Here is a 17,630-nt window from a genome sequence, read left to right as displayed (position 1 = left end):
TGATTTGAAAAGAAAGACAACGATGACCGATAAAGTAACCAAGACCGACGCCGAGTGGCGTGCCCAGCTGGACCCGATCGAATACCAGGTCACGCGCCACGCCGCCACCGAACGCGCCTTTACCGGCAAGTACTGGGATCACCACGAGCACGGTATCTACACTTGCGTCTGCTGCAACACGCCGCTGTTCGAGTCCGACGCCAAGTTCGAGTCCGGCTGCGGCTGGCCCAGCTATTTCAAGGCGCTCGACCCGGACAACGTGATCGAAAAGACCGACCGTACCCACGGCATGGTGCGCACCGAGATCATCTGCGCCGTCTGCGACGCCCACCTCGGCCACGTGTTCCCGGACGGCCCGCCGCCGACCGGCCTGCGCTACTGCATCAATTCCGCCGCGTTGCGTTTCGAAGAAATCTGAGTCGGAGTCCTATGAAATTCCTGTTCGATTTCTTCCCGCTGATCCTGTTCTTCGTCGTCTACAAGATCGGCAACGGCAATGAAGCCGCCGCCCTGGCCATTGCCGAGCAATACTTGGGCGGCATGGTTTCGGGCGGCAAGATCCTCGCCGAGCAGGCGCCGACCATGCTCGCCACCGTCGTCGCCATCGTCGCCACCATGCTGCAGGTGGGTTACCTACTGGTGCGCAAGCGCAAGGTCGACGGCATGCTGTGGGTCTCGCTGTTCGTGATCGTCGTCTTCGGCGGCATGACCATCTACCTGCACGACGAAACCTTTATCAAGTGGAAGCCGACCATCATTTACTGGGTGTTCGCCGCCGCGCTCCTGATCAGCCAGGTGTTCTTCAACAAGAACCTGATGCGCAAGGCCATGGAAGAAGCGCTGCCGCTGCCGGACGCGGTCTGGCCGCGCGTGGGCTATACCTGGGTCGTGTTCCTGTTCCTGCTGGGAGCGCTGAACCTGCTGATGGCGTTCGTGGTGTTCCGCGACAACACCGCGGCCTGGGTCAATTTCAAGGTCTTCGGCATGACCGCCATCTTCTTCCTGTTCACCATCGCCCAGTCGATGCTGCTCATGAAGCATATTCCGCAAGAGGAAGTATCAAAGTGAGCCAACCCGTGACCGAACCAGTAAAAAAATTCGCCAACGAGCGCCTCGAGCGCATCCACCTGGCGCTGGCCGCCGCCTTCGACCCCAGCTTCCTGGAAGTCACCGATGACTCGCACCTGCACGCCGGCCATGCCGGCGCGGCCTCGGGCGGCGGGCATTACAGCGTGAAAATCGTTTCCGAGCGCTTCGATGGACTGAGACTCGTCATGCGCCATCGACTGGTGTATGATGCCGTGGCCGAAATGATGCGGGCCGAAATCCATGCGCTTGCGATCACGGCGCTGGCGCCCTCTGAAACGGACTGAGGCCGGTTCAGGGCCGCTTAAGGAATATATCGCACAATCTGTATTGAACTGCTCTGCAAAAGAACTACTCTAAATCTCGTCCAGCAACTCCCTCCACAGGATATTCCATAATGACTTTTAAGCCAGCACGCCTGCTGTCAGCCTTGATCGCAACTGCTATCGTCGCAGCGCCCGCATTCGCACAGAACCTGGCCGTTGTGAACGGCAAGGCCATCCCGACCTCGCGCGTCGATGCGATCGTCAAGCAGGTCGTCGCCCAGGGCCAGGGACAGGATTCGCCGCAACTGCGCGACGCCATCAAGCGTGACCTGATCGCCCGCGAAGTACTCATGCAGGAAGCCATCAAGCAAGGCTACGACAAGAAGCCCGACGTCAAGCAAGCGCTCGACAGCGCCCGCCAGGCCATCGTCGTCAACCAGCTGGCGCGCGACTACATCGCCAAGAACCCGGTCACCGACGCCGAGATCAAGGCCGAGTACGACCGCTTCGCCAAGACCCAGGCCGGCGAAAAGGAATACCACATCCGCCACATCCTGACCACGACCGAAGACGAAGCGAAGGCCGTCATCACCAAGCTCAAGGGCGGCGCCAAGTTCGAAGAACTGGCGAAAACCAGCAAGGACACCGGTTCGGCTGCCAATGGCGGCGACCTCGACTGGGCAGCGCCATCGGCCTTCCCGCCTGAATTCGCGGCCGGCTTCACCAAGCTGAGCAAGGGCCAGGTCACCGACGCGCCAGTCAAGACCGGCGCCGGTTTCCATGTGATCAAGGTCGACGACGTGCGCGCCGTGAAGGTCCCGGCGCTGGACGAAATCAAGGCGCAGATCGCGGAAAGCCTGCAGCAGACCAAGCTGGCGGCTTACCAAGAGGAAATGGTCAAGAAGGCGAAGGTGCAGTAATATAGTTGCCACCGGCGCCGTGGCGGGCGCCGGATCATCGTCGCCAGTGGGCGACTTTTCGTGTTTTTATAGGATCTGAACAATGATTTTGAAGCCAACCCGCCTGTTGCTCGCCATGTCGTTCATCGTGGCCGCACCTGTCTTCGCCCAAAACGTTGCGACCGTGAACGGCAAGCCGATCCCGGCGGCGCGGGTCGACCAGATGGTCAAGCAGGTCGTCGCCCAGGGCCGTGCAGCGGATTCGCCGCAACTGCGCGAAATGATCAAGAAAGACCTGATCGGCCGTGAAGTGCTGATCCAGGAAGCCGACAAGCAGAACGTGGGCGCCCGCGCCGACGTCAAGGCGGCGATCGACAACGCACGCCAGAGCATCATCATCAACGCGATGCTGGCCGACTACGTCAAGAAGAACCCGATCAAGGACGCCGACATCAAGGCCGAGTACGACAAGGCGAAAGCCGGCGCACCCGACAAGGAATACCACGCGCGCCACATCCTGGTCGAGAAAGAGGACGACGCGAAAGCCATCATCACCAAGCTCAAGGGCGGCGCCAAGTTCGACGAACTGGCCAAGCAGAGCAAGGACCCTGGCTCGGCAGCCAATGGCGGCGACCTCGGCTGGACCGACCCGTCGCGTTTCGTGCCTGAGTTCTCGAAGGCCATGACCGCACTGAAAGTCGGCGCCATCACCGACACCCCGGTCAAGACCCAGTACGGCTTCCACGTCATCAAGCTGGAAGAAACCCGCCCAGTGACGATCCCGCCGCTGGACCAGGTCAAGCAGCAGGTCGCGGAACAGCTGCAGCAGCGCAAACTGGCGGAATACCGCGAGTCGCTGTTGAAGAAGGCAACGATCAAGTAAGTTCGATCGGCTGCGAGAGAAAGGCGCTTCCACGGAAGCGCCTTTTTTGTTTTTGTAGGGTGGGCGCCCCGTGCCCACGCGTGACGTGCGCATGGTGTTGGCCTCGTCCTGAGAACGACCAGGCCAACATGATGCATCGTTTACGCGTGGGCACGGGGCGCCCACCCTACGTTCATTCAGCGCCACCATAAAAAAACGCCTCCCGAAGGAGGCGTTCTCGGTTACGCAATCAACCAACCCACTTGCGCGCATTCCTGAACATGCGCATCCACGGTGCGTCGTCGCTCCAGTCCGGCGGCGCCCACGAGTGCACGGCGGTGCGGAATACGCGTTCGGCGTGCGGCATCATGGCGGTGAAGCGGCCGTCCGGCGTCGTCACGGCGGTCAGACCGCCGGGCGAGCCGTTCGGGTTGAACGGGTACTGCTCGGTGGCCTGGCCGCGGTTGTCGACGTAGCGCAGCGACTGCACCACCGCCGACAGATCGCCGGTCAGCGAGAAGTCGGCGAAGCCTTCGCCGTGGGCGATCGCCAGCGGCGCCTGGGTGCCGGCCATGCCGGCGAAGAAGATCGAGGGCGAGTCGAGCACTTCGACGGTGCCGAAGCGCGCCTCGAACTGCTCCGACTTGTTGCGCGTGAACTTCGGCCAGGCGTGGGCGCCGGGGATGATCGGCTTCAGGTTGGCCAGCATCTGGCAACCGTTGCACACGCCCAGGCCAAAGGTATCCTGGCGCGCGAAGAAGGTGGCGAACTGGTCGGCCAGCTGGGCATTGAACAGGATGGTCTTGGCCCAGCCCTCGCCGGCGCCGAGCACGTCGCCGTAGGAGAAGCCGCCCACCGCGATCACGCCGTGGAAGTCGGCCAGCGTGGCGCGGCCGGCGATCAGGTCGCTCATGTGGACGTCGACCGCGGCGAAGCCGGCCTGGTGCATCGCCCAGGCGGTTTCGATGTGCGAGTTGACGCCCTGCTCGCGCAGGATCGCCACGCGCGGACGGACACCCGTCGCGACGAAGGGCGCGGCGATGTTCTCGCTCGGGTCGAACGTCAGCTTCGGCGTGATGCCGGGATCGGTTTCGTCCAGCAGGCGCTCGTATTCCTGGTCGGCGCAATCCGGATTGTCGCGCAGGCGCGCGATGCGCCAGCTGGTTTCGGACCACAGGCGGTGCAGGCTGCTGCGCTTCTGGTTGTAGATCACCTTGGCGTCGCGCGAGAATTCGATCGCGCCGCGCGTGTTGACCTTGCCGATGATGTGGCTGCAGGCGCCCAGGTTCAGCTCGCGCAGCACGTTCATCACGTCGCGCTTGTCGCTTTCCCTCACCTGCACCACGGCGCCGAGTTCTTCCGAGAACAGCGCGCGCAGGGTCATCTCGTTGCGGCGCTCGCCGACCTGCGCCGCCCAGTTCTTGGCGTCGCCCCAGTCGGAGGCGTGCTCGCCTTCCATGGTGAGGATGTCGAGATTCACCGAGACGCCGGCGCGGCCGGCAAAGGCCATCTCGACCAGCGTGGCGAACAGGCCGCCGTCGGAACGGTCGTGGTAGGCCAGCAGCTTGCCGTCAAGGTTCAAGCGCTGGACCGCCGCGAAGAAGGCTTTCAGGTCGTCCGGCGAATCGACGTCCGGTACCGCGTCGCCCAACTGCTGGGTGACCTGCGCGAGTGCCGAGGCACCCATGCGGTTCTTGCCGCGGCCGAGGTCGATCAGCACCAGCACCGTGTCGCCGACGTCCGTACGCAGTTGCGGCGTCAGGCAGCGGCGCACGTCCGGCACCGGGGCAAAGGCGGAGACGATGAGCGAGACCGGCGAGATCACGGATTTGGCTTCGCCGTCGTCGTTCCAGGTTGTGCGCATCGACAGCGAATCCTTGCCGACCGGGATGCTGATGCCCAGCGCCGGGCACAGTTCCATGCCGACCGCCTTGACGGTATCGAACAGTGCCGCGTCCTGGCCCGGCTGGCCGCAGGCGGCCATCCAGTTGGCCGACAATTTGATGTCTTCGATCGAAGCGATCGGGCTGGCCGCGATGTTGGTGATTGCCTCGCCCACGGCCATGCGGCCGGAAGCGGCGGCGTCGATCACGGCCAGCGGCGTGCGCTCGCCCATCGCCATCGCTTCGCCTTTGACACCTTCGTAGCTCATGGCGGTGACGGCGCAGTCGGCCACCGGCACCTGCCACGGGCCGACCATCTGGTCGCGCACGGTCATGGCGCCGACCGAGCGGTCGCCGATCGTGATCAGGAAGGACTTGTCGGCCACGGTCGGTAGCAGCAGCACGCGCCGCGCCGCTTCCTCGAGTTCGATGCCGGTGAGGTCGACGGCCGGCAGGTCGCGCTTGACGTGCTCGACGTCGCGCGTCATCTTCGGCGGCTTGCCGAGCAGGACGTCCATCGGCATGTCGACCGGATCGTTGCCGGCCAGGTCGTCGACCAACTTTAACTGGCGCTCTTCGGTGGCAACGCCGATGACGGCGAACGGGCTGCGCTCGCGCTCGCACAGCGATGCAAACAATGGCAGGCTTTCCGGCGCAATCGCCAACACATATCTCTCTTGAGACTCGTTAGACCAAATTTCCTTTGGCGCCATGCCCGACTCTTCGAGCTGGATCTTGCGCAGCTCAAAAATCGCGCCGCGCTTGGCGTCGTTGACGATTTCCGGGAACGCGTTCGACAGGCCGCCAGCGCCGACGTCGTGGATCGAGATGATCGGATTGCCGGCGCCCAGCTGCCAGCAGCCGTTGATGACTTCCTGGGCGCGGCGTTCCATTTCCGGATTGCCGCGCTGGACCGAGTCGAAGTCGAGGTCGGCGGTATTCGTGCCGGTCGCCATCGACGAGGCGGCCGAGCCGCCCATGCCGATGCGCATGCCGGGGCCGCCGAGCTGGATCAGCAGGCTGCCGGGCGGGATGTCGTTTTTAAAAGTGTGCTGGTCGGAGATGTTGCCGATGCCGCCGGCGATCATGATCGGCTTGTGGTAGCCGTAGACGCCGCCGGCCGCCTGCGCGTTCTGCTCGTAGGTGCGGAAATAGCCGCCCAGGACCGGACGGCCGAATTCGTTGCTGAAGGCGGCGCCGCCGAGCGGGCCGTCGATCATGATCTGCAGCGGCGAAGCGATGCGTTCCGGCTTGCCGTAGACGGGGACCGACGCCTTGTCGGCAGCGCCGGTGACGTCGGCCGCGTTTTCCCACGGCCGCTGCGCATCCGGCAGCAGCAGGTTCGAGACGGTGAAGCCGGTCAGGCCCGCCTTCGGCTTGGCGCCGCGGCCGGTGGCGCCCTCGTCGCGGATCTCGCCGCCGGCGCCGGTGGAGGCGCCCGGGAACGGCGAGATCGCGGTCGGGTGATTGTGGGTTTCCACCTTCATCAGCGTATGCGTCAGCTCGGTGATCGGGGCATACTCGCCGCCGGCCTGCGGGAAGAAGCGCGTCACCGTCGCGCCTTCCATGATCGACGAGTTGTCGCTGTAGGCGACAACGGTGCCCTTCGGCTGCAGCTGGTGGGTGTTCTTGATCATGCCGAACAGCGACTTGTCCTGCTTGACGCCGTCGATGATCCAGTCGGCGTTGAAGATCTTGTGGCGGCAGTGTTCGCTGTTGGCCTGGGCGAACATCATCAGCTCGACGTCGGTCGGATTGCGCTGCGCTTTCGTAAAGGCGGCGTTCAGGTAGTCGATCTCGTCGATCGACATCGCCAGGCCGAGTTCTGTATTGGCGCGCAGCAGGGCGTCGCGGCCCTGCCCCAGCACGTCGATCGATTCGAGCGGCCTGCCTTCGAGTTCGGTGAAGAGCTGGGCGGCGTCGTCGGCATTGCGCAGCACGGTGTCCGTCATGCGGTCGTGCAGCAGCGCGGCGACGTTGGCCAGCTCGACGTCGGACAGTTTCTTGGGCGCGCCGATGCTGCTGCCGAGGATGCCGCTTTTCAGCACCACCTTGTAGGCCACGCCGCGCTCGATGCGGTGCACGTGCGTCATGCCGCAGTTATGGGCGATATCGGTCGCCTTCGACGCCCAGGGCGAGATCGTGCCCAGGCGCGGGATCACGAAGAACTCGGCGGTGCTGCCTTCGTACAGGGTTTCGGGAACCGGCTCGCCGTAGGTCAGCATGGCGGTGAGACGCTCGGTATCATCGATCGAGAGCGGCGCAGCGCTGTCGATGAAGTGGACGAAGCGCGCCTGAACCGCGGCAATCGCGGGGGCGGCAGCTTGCAGTTGGCTCAGGAGGCGTTGGCTACGAAATACGGACAGGGCATTGGAACCCGGCAGAATCAACATGGCTGGAAGTCGGTTGATGCAGCGTGGCTGCGGGTGGAAGATGGCCCGCTATTATACAGCCTTGACAATAGTATCTATGCCCGCGGCTTGATGGCAGAATCCGTCGGCGCTATTGTAGCGATTGAGGTCAGGCTTTAAAACCGGCGCACCGCGCGCCTACGAGAGAGACGATGCAAGAAAACAGCAACCTGTCGGTACTGGTGATCGACCCCAATCCGGGCATGCGCAGCAACCTGCAGAACATGCTCAACGCATCCGGCATCAGCAAGGTCGAGTATGCGGTCAATGCCGGCACCGCGATCCGCCAGCTGACGCGCCGCCCTTACGACATCGTCCTCTGCGAATACGACCTGAATGGCGGCGCCGGCGACGGCCAGGATGGCCAGCAATTGCTGGAAGACCTGCGCCACCACCGCCTGATCAGCCCCTGGTCGATCTTCATCATGCTCACTTCCGAAGCCGTCTACGGCAAGGTGATCGGCGCGGCCGAGCTGGCGCCGACCGACTACGTCCTGAAACCGTTCACGGCCGAGACGCTGGGCGCCCGCATCGCGCGCGCACTCGAACGGCGCGCGCTGTTCCTGCCGACTTACCAGCTGATCGCCCAGAACAACCTGCGCGAAGCGATCCGCTCGGCTGCGGCCGCCGAGATCGCCCATCCGCGCCACGCGCTCGAATTCGCGCGCCTGCGCGCCGAACTGCACGTGAACCTCGGCGAGCATGGCGAGGCCGAGGAAATCTACCGCAAGGTGCTGGGCTACAAGCCGCTCGGCTGGGCCGGGCTGGGGCTGGCGCGCGCGCAGTTCGCGCAAGGACAGGTCGACGACGCGCGCGAGACGCTGCAGGTGCTGGTCGCCGCCAATCCGCGCCTGATGGCCGCCTACGACTTGCTGGCGCGCTGCCACGAGGTGGCCGGCAACCAAGCGCAAGCCCAGAAGATCCTCGAGGAAGCGGTGGCCATCTCGCCGCACATGGTGCGGCGCCTGCGCAAACTCGGCGAAGTCGCGCTCGAAGCCGGCGACGCCGCCGCCGCCGAGAAATCGTTCAAGCAGGTGGTGACCAAGGCGCGCTATTCCGAGTTCCGCGACCCCGAAGACCACGTCCGCCTGGTCAAGGCGCTGGTCAAGCGCGGCGACGTACTCGGCGCGGCCGGCGTGGTGCGCGAACTGGAACGCTCGATGAAGGCCAGCCCGGAACTCGACGCCTGCGTGGCCGTGGCGCACGCCGCGGTGCATGACGCCGCCGGCAACCGCGCCGGGGCGCTGGCCGACCTGCACGCTGCCGTCGGAGCGGTCCTTATCAGCAGCAATGCGAGCAGCGGCCTGTCAACGGGATTGAAACTGGGCCTGGTACGCGCCTGCCTCGACCACCGCTTCGACAAGGGCGCGCAAGACGTCATGATGGCGGTGGTGAACGACCAGGCGAGCGGCATCAACGCGCGGGACGCCCTCAATTTGTTCGTGGACGCCGGCCGGCGCGACCTGGTGGACGGCGTCGAGCAGCAGATCAAGGCCCAAGCCCAGATCCTGCTCGGCGTCGCCGACGAGAAGCGCAACATGGGCGACGTGCGCGGCGCGGTGCAGACCTTGCTCGAAGCGCTGCACATGGCGCCGTCCAACCTGCAGGTCGTGATCGCAGTGGCCGGCGGCGTGCTCCGGCAGATCAACGAGCTCGGCTGGGACCACCCGCTTGGAGAACTGTGCCTGGCGCAGCTGGAGAAGATCCGGGCGATCGATGCGCAGCATCCAAGGCTGGCACCGCTGGAGGCGGAGTACGCTGCCATGCGGCGCAAATACGGCATTACCGGTTAACTTTATTGTGGACTCGTACGTCGAGGCAGGCGTAGGGGGCATCAAGGCCAATGGCCTTGATGCCGGGGTCACCGGACTCCGTCCACGCGGTCGGGCGCATGCATGTCGAAATATATCCGGCGCCAACCATGAGCGAGCGCCGTAACGCGTGGACGGAGTCCACCCTACGGTCGCGAGGAAGCGGGCGACGTCAATCATAAGCGCGGGTTACTTCGAACGGCGCGCTCGGACTCGTGCTTCGAGGCTGGCGTAGGGGGCACCAAGGCCAATGGCCTTGATGCCGGGGTCACCGGACTCCGTCCACGCGGTCGGGCGCATGCATGTCGAAAGGCTGCGCTCCGCGCCAACCATGATCGACCGCCGTACCGCGTTGACGGAGTCCACCCTGCTCCCTTCGGCATCGTCGCGGAATGTGCGGCCGCGACGAATCCGGATACGTCATTCCGCCTTGCCGTACCCTCCCCCACCCGGCGTCTCGATGACGAACATGTCGCCTGCTCCCATCTCGACCTTGCCGATGTGTCCGACCTGCTCCACCCGCCCATCGGCGCGCACGACCGTGTTGACGCCACGCGCGCCCGGTTCTCCGCCGGCCATACCGAACGGCGCGTGGATGCGGTTGTTCGACAGGATCGCCGCCGTCATCGGTTCCAGGAAGCGCACCCGGCGCACGCCGCCGTTGCCGCCGTGCCAGCGCCCGGCGCCGCCGGAGCCGGGGCGGATCGCATAGCTTTCCAGCCGCACCGGGAAGCGGAACTCGAGGATTTCGGGGTCGGTCAGGCGCGAATTGGTCATGTTGGTCTGGACCACATCGGTGCCGTCGAAGCCGTCGCCGGCGCCGCTGCCGCCGGAGATCGTCTCGTAGTACTGGTACCGGGCATTCCCGAAGGTAAAGTTGTTCATCGTGCCCTGCGAAGCGGCCATCACGCCGAGCGCGCCGTACAGGGCGTTGGTGATGCAGGTCGAAGTCTCGACATTGCCCGAGACGACCGAGGCCGGATAATGTGGATTCAACATCGAGCCGGGCGGGATGATGACCTCGAGCGGTTTGAGGCAGCCGCCGTTGAGCGGGATCTCGTCGGCGACCAGGGTGCGGAACACGTACAGCACCGCCGCCATGCAGACGGCCGACGGTGCGTTGAAGTTGTTCGGCAGCTGCGCTGACGTACCCGTGAAATCGATGCGGGCGCTGCGGGCGGCCTGGTCGACCGTGATGGCGACGGCGATGCGCGCGCCGTTGTCGAGTTCCACCGTGTACGCGCCGTCCTTCAAGGCCGTGATCACGCGCCGCACCGCTTCCTCGGCATTGTCCTGCACGTGGCCCATGTAGGCGCGCACCACGTCCAGCCCGAAATGCGCGACCATGCGGTGCAGCTCTTCGACGCCCTTCTGGTTGGCCGCCACCTGGGCGCGCAGGTCGGCCATGTTCTGGTCCGGATTGCGCGCCGGGTAGCGCGCGCCGGTCAGCAGCGCGCGTGCCTCGGGTTCGCGCAGCGCGCCGTCGCGGCCGTCGACCAGCTTGAAGTTGTCGATCAGGACGCCCTCGTGCTCGATGTGGCTGGAATCCGGCGGCATCGAGCCGGGCGTGGTGCCGCCGATGTCGGCATGGTGGCCGCGCGAGCCGACGTAGAAGAGAATCTCTTCGCCGGCCGCGTCGAACACCGGCGAGATCACGGTGACGTCGGGCAGGTGCGTGCCGCCGTTGTAGGGGTCGTTCAGCACGTAGACGTCGCCCGCGGCCATGCGCATCGCATTCTCGCGCATCACGGTCTTGATGCTTTCGCCCATCGAGCCCAGGTGCACCGGCATGTGCGGCGCGTTGGCGACCAGGTTGCCGGCGGCATCGAAGATGGCGCAGCTGAAGTCGAGGCGCTCCTTGATGTTCACCGAATAGGCCGTGTTCTGCAGGCACAGGCCCATCTGCTCGGCGACCGACATGAACAGGTTGTTGAAGATCTCGAGCATGACCGGATCCGCCGTGGTGCCGATCGCGCGCCGTTCGGGCAGCGCTTCCACCCGGCGCAGCACCAGGTGGTTCCAGGGCGTGACCTCGGCCTGCCAGCCCGCCTCGACGACGGTGGTGGCATTGTCTTCCGCGACGATCGCCGGGCCGCGGATGACGTCGCCCGGCGCGATGTCGGCGCGGCGGTAGATGTTCGTCGCGCGCCATGCGCCGCCGCCGAACATCGGCACCGTGGCAAACGCCGGCGCCGGGCCGTCGCGTCGTTCAGACACGACCGGCGTCTCGGGCGGCGCTTCGGAGCGGCCCAGCGCTTCCACCGATACCGCTTCGACGATCAGCGCGCGCGAAGGCATCAGGAAGGAGAAGCGGCGTTTATAGGCGGCCTCGAACGCGGCCTGCATCGTGGTGGCGTCGCCGAAGTGCACGACCAGCGCCGCGTCGGTGCCTTCGTAACGCAGGTGCACGCGCCGGACTACGTCGATGCGCGCGTCGGCGACACCCTGGGCGCGCAGGTCGGCGCCGGCCGCGGCGGCGAGCAGGTCGAGCCGATCCGCCAGCGCGTTCGCCGCATCGAGGCGCTCTTCAATTGCCTGCTCCCTCATCGCGCTCTGGTCGGCCAGGCCCATGCCATACGCCGACAGCACCCCCGCCAGGCTGTGGATGAACACCGTCTTCATGCCGAGCGCGTCGGCCACAAGGCAGGCATGCTGGCCGCCGGCGCCACCGAAACTGGTCAGCGCATAGTCCGTGACGTCGTGCCCGCGCTGCACCGAGATCTGCTTGATCGCATTCGCCATGTTGCCGACGGCGATCTGGATGAATCCTTCGGCCACTTGTTCCGCTGTGCGGACGTCGCCGCTGGCCGCCTCGATCGCGCGCGCGAGTGCGGCGAACTTCGTGCGCACCACGTCGAGGTCGAGCGCTTCGTCGCCGTTCGGCCCGAACAGGCGCGGAAAGTGGTCGGGCTGGATTTTACCGAGCATCAGGTTGGCGTCGGTGACGGTGAGCGGCCCGCCGCGGCGGTAGCTGGCCGGGCCCGGATTGGCGCCGGCGCTGTCCGGGCCGACGCGGTAGCGGCTGCCGTCGAAGTGCAGGATCGAGCCGCCGCCGGCCGCCACCGTATGGATGCTCATCATGGGCGCGCGCATGCGCACGCCGGCGACCTGGGTTTCGAACACGCGCTCGAACTCGCCGGCATAGTGCGAGACGTCGGTCGAGGTGCCGCCCATGTCGAAGCCGATGACGCGCTCGAAGCCGGCCAGGCGGCTGGCGCGCACCATGCCGACGATGCCGCCCGCGGGCCCGGACAGGATGCTGTCCTTGCCCTGGAAGGCGCGCGCGTCGGTCAGGCCGCCGTTCGACTGCATGAACTGCAGGTGCACGCCGGGCAGTTCGGCGGCGACCTGGTCGACGTAGCGGCGCAGGATCGGCGACAGGTAGGCGTCGACCACGGTGGTGTCGCCGCGCGCGACCAGCTTCATCATCGGACTGACCTCGTGCGAGACCGAGACCTGGGTGAAGCCGATGTCGCGTGCGATGCGGGCCACTTCCAGCTCGTGCCCCGAGTGGCGGTAACCGTGCATGAAGACGATGGCGAGCGCGCGGGTGCCGCTGTCGAACACGGCCTGCAGATCGGCGCGCGCGCGTTCAAGGTCGAGTGGTCGCACGACCTCGCCATGGGCGCCGATGCGCTCGTCGACTTCGACCACTTGGCCGTACAGCAGTTCGGGCAGCACGATGTGGCGCTCGAACAGCTTGGGGCGGTTCTGGTAGGCGATGCGCAGGGCGTCGCGGAAGCCGCGCGTGATCGCCAGCGCCGTCGGTGCGCCCTTGCGCTCGAGGAGCGCGTTGGTGGCGACGGTCGTCCCCATCTTGACGGCGCCGATCTGGCTAACCGGCAGCGCTGCGCCCGGCGCGACGCCCAGCAAATGGCGGATGCCGGCCACGGCCGCATCGCGGTACTGCTCCGGGTTCTCCGACAGCAGCTTGTGGGTGACGAGAAGCCCGTCGGGCCTGCGCGCCACGATGTCGGTGAAGGTGCCGCCGCGGTCGATCCAGAACTGCCAATCCATGTAAATGCTCCATGTAATACGCCGGAATCGCGTATTGTATGCGCGCTGCCGCCGAAAATTGGCGAAAATGCACTTATCGAGAAATTTGGGAGTATGGATGGACAATCGACTTTACAGCGTGGCGCAGATCCGGGCCACCGAAGCGGCCGCCGCCGAAAGCCTGGGCGCGGGCGCGCTGATGCGCCTGGCCGGCCGCGCCGCCGCCGACGCGGCGCTGGCGCTGCTCGGAAGCGAGCGCGCGCGGCCGGTGCTGGTACTGGCCGGACCCGGCAACAACGGCGGCGACGCGCTCGAGCTGGCGGCCCACCTGGGCGAGGCCGGCGTCGACGTCGTGGTCCTGCACCTGGCCGGCAGCGGCAAGGTGTCGCCGGAAGCGGCGCAGGCGCTGGCGCGCGCACGCGGCAGCCGCGCCAACTTCGCCGACGTCGCGCTCGACGTGCGCGACTGGGCGCTGGTGGTCGATGGCCTGTTCGGCATTGGCCTCACGCGTCCGCTGGAGGGCCGCTACCGCGAACTGGTGCTCGGCATCGACAAGGTCGCCTGCCCGGTGCTGGCGCTCGACGTGCCGAGCGGCCTGGATGCCGACAGCGGCGCCGTGATCGGTCCGAACGGCGTCGCCGTGCGCGCGACCCACACCATCACCTTCATCGGCGACAAGCCGGGCCTGCACACTTCCGAAGGCTGCGACCACGCGGGCCAGGTGCAGGTGGCGGACCTCGGCCTGGAAGCGGCGCTGTTCGAACCGGCCCAGGCCGGGGTGGCGTCGCCCGCCCTGTTCGGCGCATGGCTGGCGCCGCGGCGCGCCAATTCGCATAAAGGCCAGTATGGCGACGTCGCCGTGATCGGCGGCGCCCACGGCATGGCCGGCGCCGCTGTACTGGCCGCTCGCGGCGCGCTGTATGCCGGCGCCGGCCGCGTGTTCGCCGCCATGATCGGACCGGCGCTGCCGCTCGACCCGCTGCAGCCGGAATTAATGTTCCGCTCCGCGCACGACTTCGAGATCGCCGGCCGCGTGCTGGTGCTCGGCCCCGGCATGGGCGGCGCGATGGAAGCCATGCGCGCGCTCGGCGCCGGCGTCGACAGCGCGGCGCCAATCGTGATCGACGCCGACGGCCTGAACCTGGTGGCGGCCAGCCTCGAACTGCAGGACCGCATCGCGCGCCGCCATGCGGACACGATCGTCACGCCGCATCCGCTGGAAGCCGGGCGCCTGCTCGGCAAGTCGGCGCTCGAGGTCCAGGCCGACCGCCTGGGCGCGGCGCGCAGCCTGTCCAAACGGCTGCAGGCGACCGTCGTGCTCAAGGGCTGCGGCACGGTGGTGGCGCGCCCCGATGGCGAAGTGGCGATCAACCCGACCGGCAACCCGGGGCTGGCGTCGGGCGGCAGCGGCGACGTGCTGGCAGGCGTGTGCGGCGCCTTGCTGGCGCAGGGCTGGCCGGGCTGGGAAGCGGCCGTCGGTGCCGTGTGGATGCATGGGGCGGCGGCGGACCGACTGGTCGAACACGGAGTCGGACCGGTGGGGATGACGGCGGGAGAATTGCCGGCGGCAGTGCGGGCGGTGTTCAACGAACTGGTGTCGAAGAGCCGTCCGGGCCGCTCACACGCTGGTTGAACGCGTGGGCGGGGAAACCCGCCCACCCTACATCCCTGATCAAGCTCATCGACAGGATGTATGGACGACGGGCAGACCCGTAGAGGTTGTGAAAAAATCGTCAGGGCAAGGGATACGGCCGCCCGGCGCGCCGCCGAAGACAGTACATGGGTACGGCAAGGCGGCGCAACGCCGCCATGGCGATTTTTTCACAACCTCGTAGGGCGGGCGGGTTCCCTGCCCACGCGTTCAACGCACGTTATCGTGTCGAAACGCCCCGCTTAAACTAACTTGCCAGCCGCGATTGTGATCGTCCGCCCACAGCGCGCAGCCATCGCCGGATCGTGCGTCACGAGCACCAGCGTCGACCCCCGTTCGCGGTTGAGCTCGAACATCAGCTGAATCACGGCCTCCCCTGTCGCCGCATCCAGGCTGCCGGTGGGCTCATCGGCAAACAGCAGCGGCGGCTCCGTGACAAAAGCGCGTGCCAGGGCCACGCGCTGCTGCTCGCCGCCGGACAAGTACTTTGGATAATGCCGCAGCCGGCTCGACAGCCCGACCCGCCCCAGCATGGCCTCCGCCTTGTCACGCGCCTGTCCATCGCCGCGCAGCTCCAAAGGCAGCATCACGTTTTCAACCGCATTCAAATGCGCCAGCAGCTGGAACGACTGGAACACGAAGCCGAGCTTAGCCTTGCGGAAAGCGGCGCGGCCATCTTCGTCGAGGGCGAAGATATCGGTGCCATCGAGCAGCACCTTGCCGCCGCTCGGCGTGTCGAGTCCGGCCAGCAAGCCAAGCAAGGTCGACTTGCCGGAACCCGAGGCGCCGACGATCGCGAGCGTCTCGGCCGGTTGCACGGTAAAATCAATGCTGTGCAGGATGGTGAGTTCGCCGCTGGCGTCCGCCACCCGCTTGGACAATGCTTCCACCCGTATGGCAGCTGCAAGGTCGGCAGTCGCTGCGGTGGTGAATGGTGTTTTGAACGCTTCGGGGTTATCGCGCATGCTGGCTTTTCTAAAGAACACAATCTTCAAGTTAACTGTCGCTGCAAGCCTGGGGCTCGCGGCGGCGAGCGCCTATTCTGCACCAAAAACCGTACTCGTGGTGGGTGACAGCCTGTCGGCCGAATATGGCCTGGCGCGCGGCGCCGGCTGGGTCGCCTTGCTCGAACAGAAACTCAAGGCGCAGAAGATCGACGCCACCATCGTCAACGCCAGCATCAGCGGCGAGACCACCAGCGGCGGCCGCGCGCGCCTGCCGGCCCTGCTCACGGCCCACAAGCCGGACGTCGTGGTGATCGAACTCGGCGCCAACGATGGCTTGCGCGGGCTGCCGGTCGACGCGGCGGCGGCGAACTTGCGCCAGATGATCACGCTGTCGCAGCAGCAGCGCGCCAAGGTGATGCTGATCGGCATGCGCATGCCGCCGAACTATGGCCGCGCGTACACCGAACGCTTCTTCGGCATGTTCGGCGCACTGTCGAAAGAGTTCAAGGCGCCGCTGGTGCCCTTCATGCTCGAGGGCGTGGCAGACAAGCCGGCGCTGTTCCAGTCCGACCGCCTGCACCCGAGCGCACAAGCGCACCCGATCATCCTGAACAACATCTGGCCGACCTTCTCTTCCCTGATCAAAGCCCCATGAAATACCCAGCCGTCCTCGGCTTTGCCGACATTCTCCCCGACCTCGACGGGTTCGACACGATCATCGACGCCCGCAGCGAAGGCGAGTTCGCCCTCGACCATTTACCTGGCGCAATCAATTGCCCGGTGCTGAACAACGAGGAGCGGGTGCGGGTCGGCACGCTCTACAAGCAAGTCGGTTCGTTCGAGGCGAAGAAGCTGGGCGCCGCGCTGGTGGCCCGGAATATCGCACGGCACATCGAGGAGCAGTTCGCCGACAGGCCAAAGGAATGGAAACCGCTGGTGTATTGCTGGCGCGGCGGCAACCGCAGCGGCTCGCTGGCGCATATCCTGGCGAAAATAGGCTGGCCGGTGGTGCAGCTCGACGGCGGCTACAAGGCCTACCGTGCCCACGTCAGCGCCGCCCTGGAGGCGCCGCCCGCGCTCGACTGGCGCGTGATCTGCGGCACCACCGGCAGCGGCAAGAGCCGGCTGCTGGAAACCCTGGACGGCATCGGCGCCCAGGTGCTCGACCTGGAACGTCTCGCCGCCCACCGCGGCTCGGTGCTTGGACACCTGCCGCACGAACCGCAGCCGACGCAAAAGATGTTCGAAACCCGGATCTGGGACCTGCTGCGCCGCTTCGATCCGAGCCGCCCCGTGTTCGTCGAGTCCGAAAGTAAAAAAGTCGGCAACCTGCGCGTGCCGGGCGCCGTCATGGAGCGCATGCGCGCCGCGCCTTGCATCGCCGTGCAGTTGTCGCGCCCGAACCGGGTGCGGCTGCTGATGGAAGACTACGAGCACTTCGCGCGCGATCCCGGCGCCCTCAACGGCCAGCTGGACCATCTGGTGCAGCTGCATGGCCGCGCCAGGATCGACGCCTGGCACGCGCTGGCCAACAGCGGCGCGATGCCGGAACTGGTCGACCAGCTGCTGGTCGAGCACTACGACCCGGCGTATTTGCGCTCGATCGACCGCAATTTCGTGCAGTACGGGCAGGCGCAGGTGCTGGAGCTGGGCGATATCGCCGAGCAGGATTTCGTGAGGGCGGCGCAGACGCTACACGCCGCGTAACGCGAAGCAGGCCGGAGGGACGTAGGGTGGGCGGCGCATATGCAGCGTGCGTGCGAGCGCCCGGGTGGAGCCGCCTACCCTGCATCCCTGCGCTCGGCACTGGCAACAATG

The 17,630-nt window shown here is 66.3% G+C and carries 12 protein-coding genes; 9 read left to right on the top strand and 3 right to left on the bottom strand.

Annotated elements, in window-relative coordinates:
• Window positions 1-22: 22 nt before the first annotated feature.
• The 5 genes from msrB (at window position 23) to AC56LG_RS16935 (ending at window position 3,134) form a co-directional block, all read left to right on the top strand.
• Window positions 23-418: a peptide-methionine (R)-S-oxide reductase MsrB gene (gene msrB / locus AC56LG_RS16955; RefSeq protein WP_497167235.1), complete on the top strand. Its 396-nt coding sequence runs from the start codon at window positions 23-25 to the stop codon at window positions 416-418.
• Window positions 419-429: 11 nt separating this feature from the next.
• On the top strand, window positions 430-1,068 hold the full coding sequence (locus tag AC56LG_RS16950) for a septation protein A (RefSeq protein WP_497167234.1): 639 nt from the start codon (window positions 430-432) through the stop codon (window positions 1,066-1,068).
• Between the two features lie 8 nt (window positions 1,069-1,076).
• Window positions 1,077-1,373 carry a BolA family protein gene (locus AC56LG_RS16945; RefSeq protein WP_497167233.1) on the top strand — a complete coding sequence of 99 codons (297 nt, stop codon included), beginning with the start codon at window positions 1,077-1,079 and terminating at the stop codon, window positions 1,371-1,373.
• 110 nt (window positions 1,374-1,483) lie between these two features.
• Window positions 1,484-2,272: a peptidylprolyl isomerase gene (locus AC56LG_RS16940; protein ID WP_497167232.1), complete on the top strand. Its 789-nt coding sequence runs from the start codon at window positions 1,484-1,486 to the stop codon at window positions 2,270-2,272.
• An 82-nt stretch (window positions 2,273-2,354) separates the two neighbouring features.
• Window positions 2,355-3,134 (top strand): peptidylprolyl isomerase, encoded by a 780-nt coding sequence (locus tag AC56LG_RS16935; RefSeq protein ID WP_192054202.1) that lies wholly within the window; start codon window positions 2,355-2,357, stop codon window positions 3,132-3,134.
• A 229-nt stretch (window positions 3,135-3,363) separates the two neighbouring features.
• On the opposite strand, the gene purL is transcribed toward AC56LG_RS16935, so the two are convergent.
• The gene (purL, locus tag AC56LG_RS16930) at window positions 3,364-7,389 is read right to left on the bottom strand and encodes a phosphoribosylformylglycinamidine synthase (RefSeq protein WP_497167231.1); all 4,026 of its coding nucleotides are present in this window, start codon (window positions 7,387-7,389) and stop codon (window positions 3,364-3,366) included.
• A 170-nt stretch (window positions 7,390-7,559) separates the two neighbouring features.
• Between purL and AC56LG_RS16925 the strand changes: the two genes are divergently transcribed.
• Window positions 7,560-9,200, top strand: a complete 1,641-nt coding sequence (locus tag AC56LG_RS16925) for a response regulator (protein ID WP_497167230.1) — start codon at window positions 7,560-7,562, stop codon at window positions 9,198-9,200.
• Between the two features lie 438 nt (window positions 9,201-9,638).
• On the opposite strand, the gene AC56LG_RS16920 is transcribed toward AC56LG_RS16925, so the two are convergent.
• Entirely contained in the window at window positions 9,639-13,235 is a 3,597-nt protein-coding gene (locus AC56LG_RS16920; RefSeq protein WP_497167229.1) for a hydantoinase B/oxoprolinase family protein, read from the bottom strand.
• A gap of 97 nt (window positions 13,236-13,332) precedes the next feature.
• Here AC56LG_RS16920 and AC56LG_RS16915 point away from each other — a divergent pair, with 97 nt between their 5' ends.
• Window positions 13,333-14,847: an NAD(P)H-hydrate dehydratase gene (locus AC56LG_RS16915; protein WP_497167228.1), complete on the top strand. Its 1,515-nt coding sequence runs from the start codon at window positions 13,333-13,335 to the stop codon at window positions 14,845-14,847.
• Between the two features lie 260 nt (window positions 14,848-15,107).
• Here AC56LG_RS16915 and AC56LG_RS16910 read toward each other — a convergent pair whose 3' ends face one another.
• Complete coding sequence (locus AC56LG_RS16910) at window positions 15,108-15,830, bottom strand: ABC transporter ATP-binding protein (protein ID WP_497167227.1); 723 nt, start codon at window positions 15,828-15,830, stop codon at window positions 15,108-15,110.
• Between AC56LG_RS16910 and AC56LG_RS16905 the strand changes: the two genes are divergently transcribed.
• Together AC56LG_RS16905 and mnmH are read left to right on the top strand one after the other, a co-directional pair.
• Window positions 15,829-16,467 carry an arylesterase gene (locus tag AC56LG_RS16905; protein WP_497167226.1) on the top strand — a complete coding sequence of 213 codons (639 nt, stop codon included), beginning with the start codon at window positions 15,829-15,831 and terminating at the stop codon, window positions 16,465-16,467. The two genes, AC56LG_RS16910 and AC56LG_RS16905, sit on opposite strands and share 2 nt — an antisense overlap.
• Window positions 16,464-17,519, top strand: a complete 1,056-nt coding sequence (gene mnmH, locus AC56LG_RS16900; protein ID WP_497167225.1) for a tRNA 2-selenouridine(34) synthase MnmH — start codon at window positions 16,464-16,466, stop codon at window positions 17,517-17,519. Before AC56LG_RS16905 ends, mnmH begins: the two co-directional genes overlap by 4 nt.
• Window positions 17,520-17,630: the final 111 nt, after the last annotated feature.

It is taken from the genome of Telluria sp. ZB2R32, assembly GCF_059685715.1.
Note: the sequence above shows the minus strand (reverse complement) of the source record. Positions and strands in the feature narration are given on the sequence as shown.

Bases quoted from the DNA above. Each gene is read 5' to 3' on its own strand.
- msrB (WP_497167235.1), top strand. From the start codon at position 23: ATGACCGATAAAGTAACCAAGACCGACGCCGAGTGGCGTGCCCAGCTG.
- AC56LG_RS16950 (WP_497167234.1), top strand. From the start codon at position 430: ATGAAATTCCTGTTCGATTTCTTCCCGCTGATCCTGTTCTTCGTCGTC.
- AC56LG_RS16940 (WP_497167232.1), top strand. From the start codon at position 1,484: ATGACTTTTAAGCCAGCACGCCTGCTGTCAGCCTTGATCGCAACTGCT.
- AC56LG_RS16935 (WP_192054202.1), top strand. From the start codon at position 2,355: ATGATTTTGAAGCCAACCCGCCTGTTGCTCGCCATGTCGTTCATCGTG.
- purL (WP_497167231.1), bottom strand. From the start codon at position 7,389: ATGTTGATTCTGCCGGGTTCCAATGCCCTGTCCGTATTTCGTAGCCAA.
- AC56LG_RS16925 (WP_497167230.1), top strand. From the start codon at position 7,560: ATGCAAGAAAACAGCAACCTGTCGGTACTGGTGATCGACCCCAATCCG.
- AC56LG_RS16920 (WP_497167229.1), bottom strand. From the start codon at position 13,235: ATGGATTGGCAGTTCTGGATCGACCGCGGCGGCACCTTCACCGACATC.
- AC56LG_RS16915 (WP_497167228.1), top strand. From the start codon at position 13,333: ATGGACAATCGACTTTACAGCGTGGCGCAGATCCGGGCCACCGAAGCG.
- AC56LG_RS16905 (WP_497167226.1), top strand. From the start codon at position 15,829: ATGCTGGCTTTTCTAAAGAACACAATCTTCAAGTTAACTGTCGCTGCA.
- AC56LG_RS16910 (WP_497167227.1), bottom strand. From the start codon at position 15,830: ATGCGCGATAACCCCGAAGCGTTCAAAACACCATTCACCACCGCAGCG.
- mnmH (WP_497167225.1), top strand. From the start codon at position 16,464: ATGAAATACCCAGCCGTCCTCGGCTTTGCCGACATTCTCCCCGACCTC.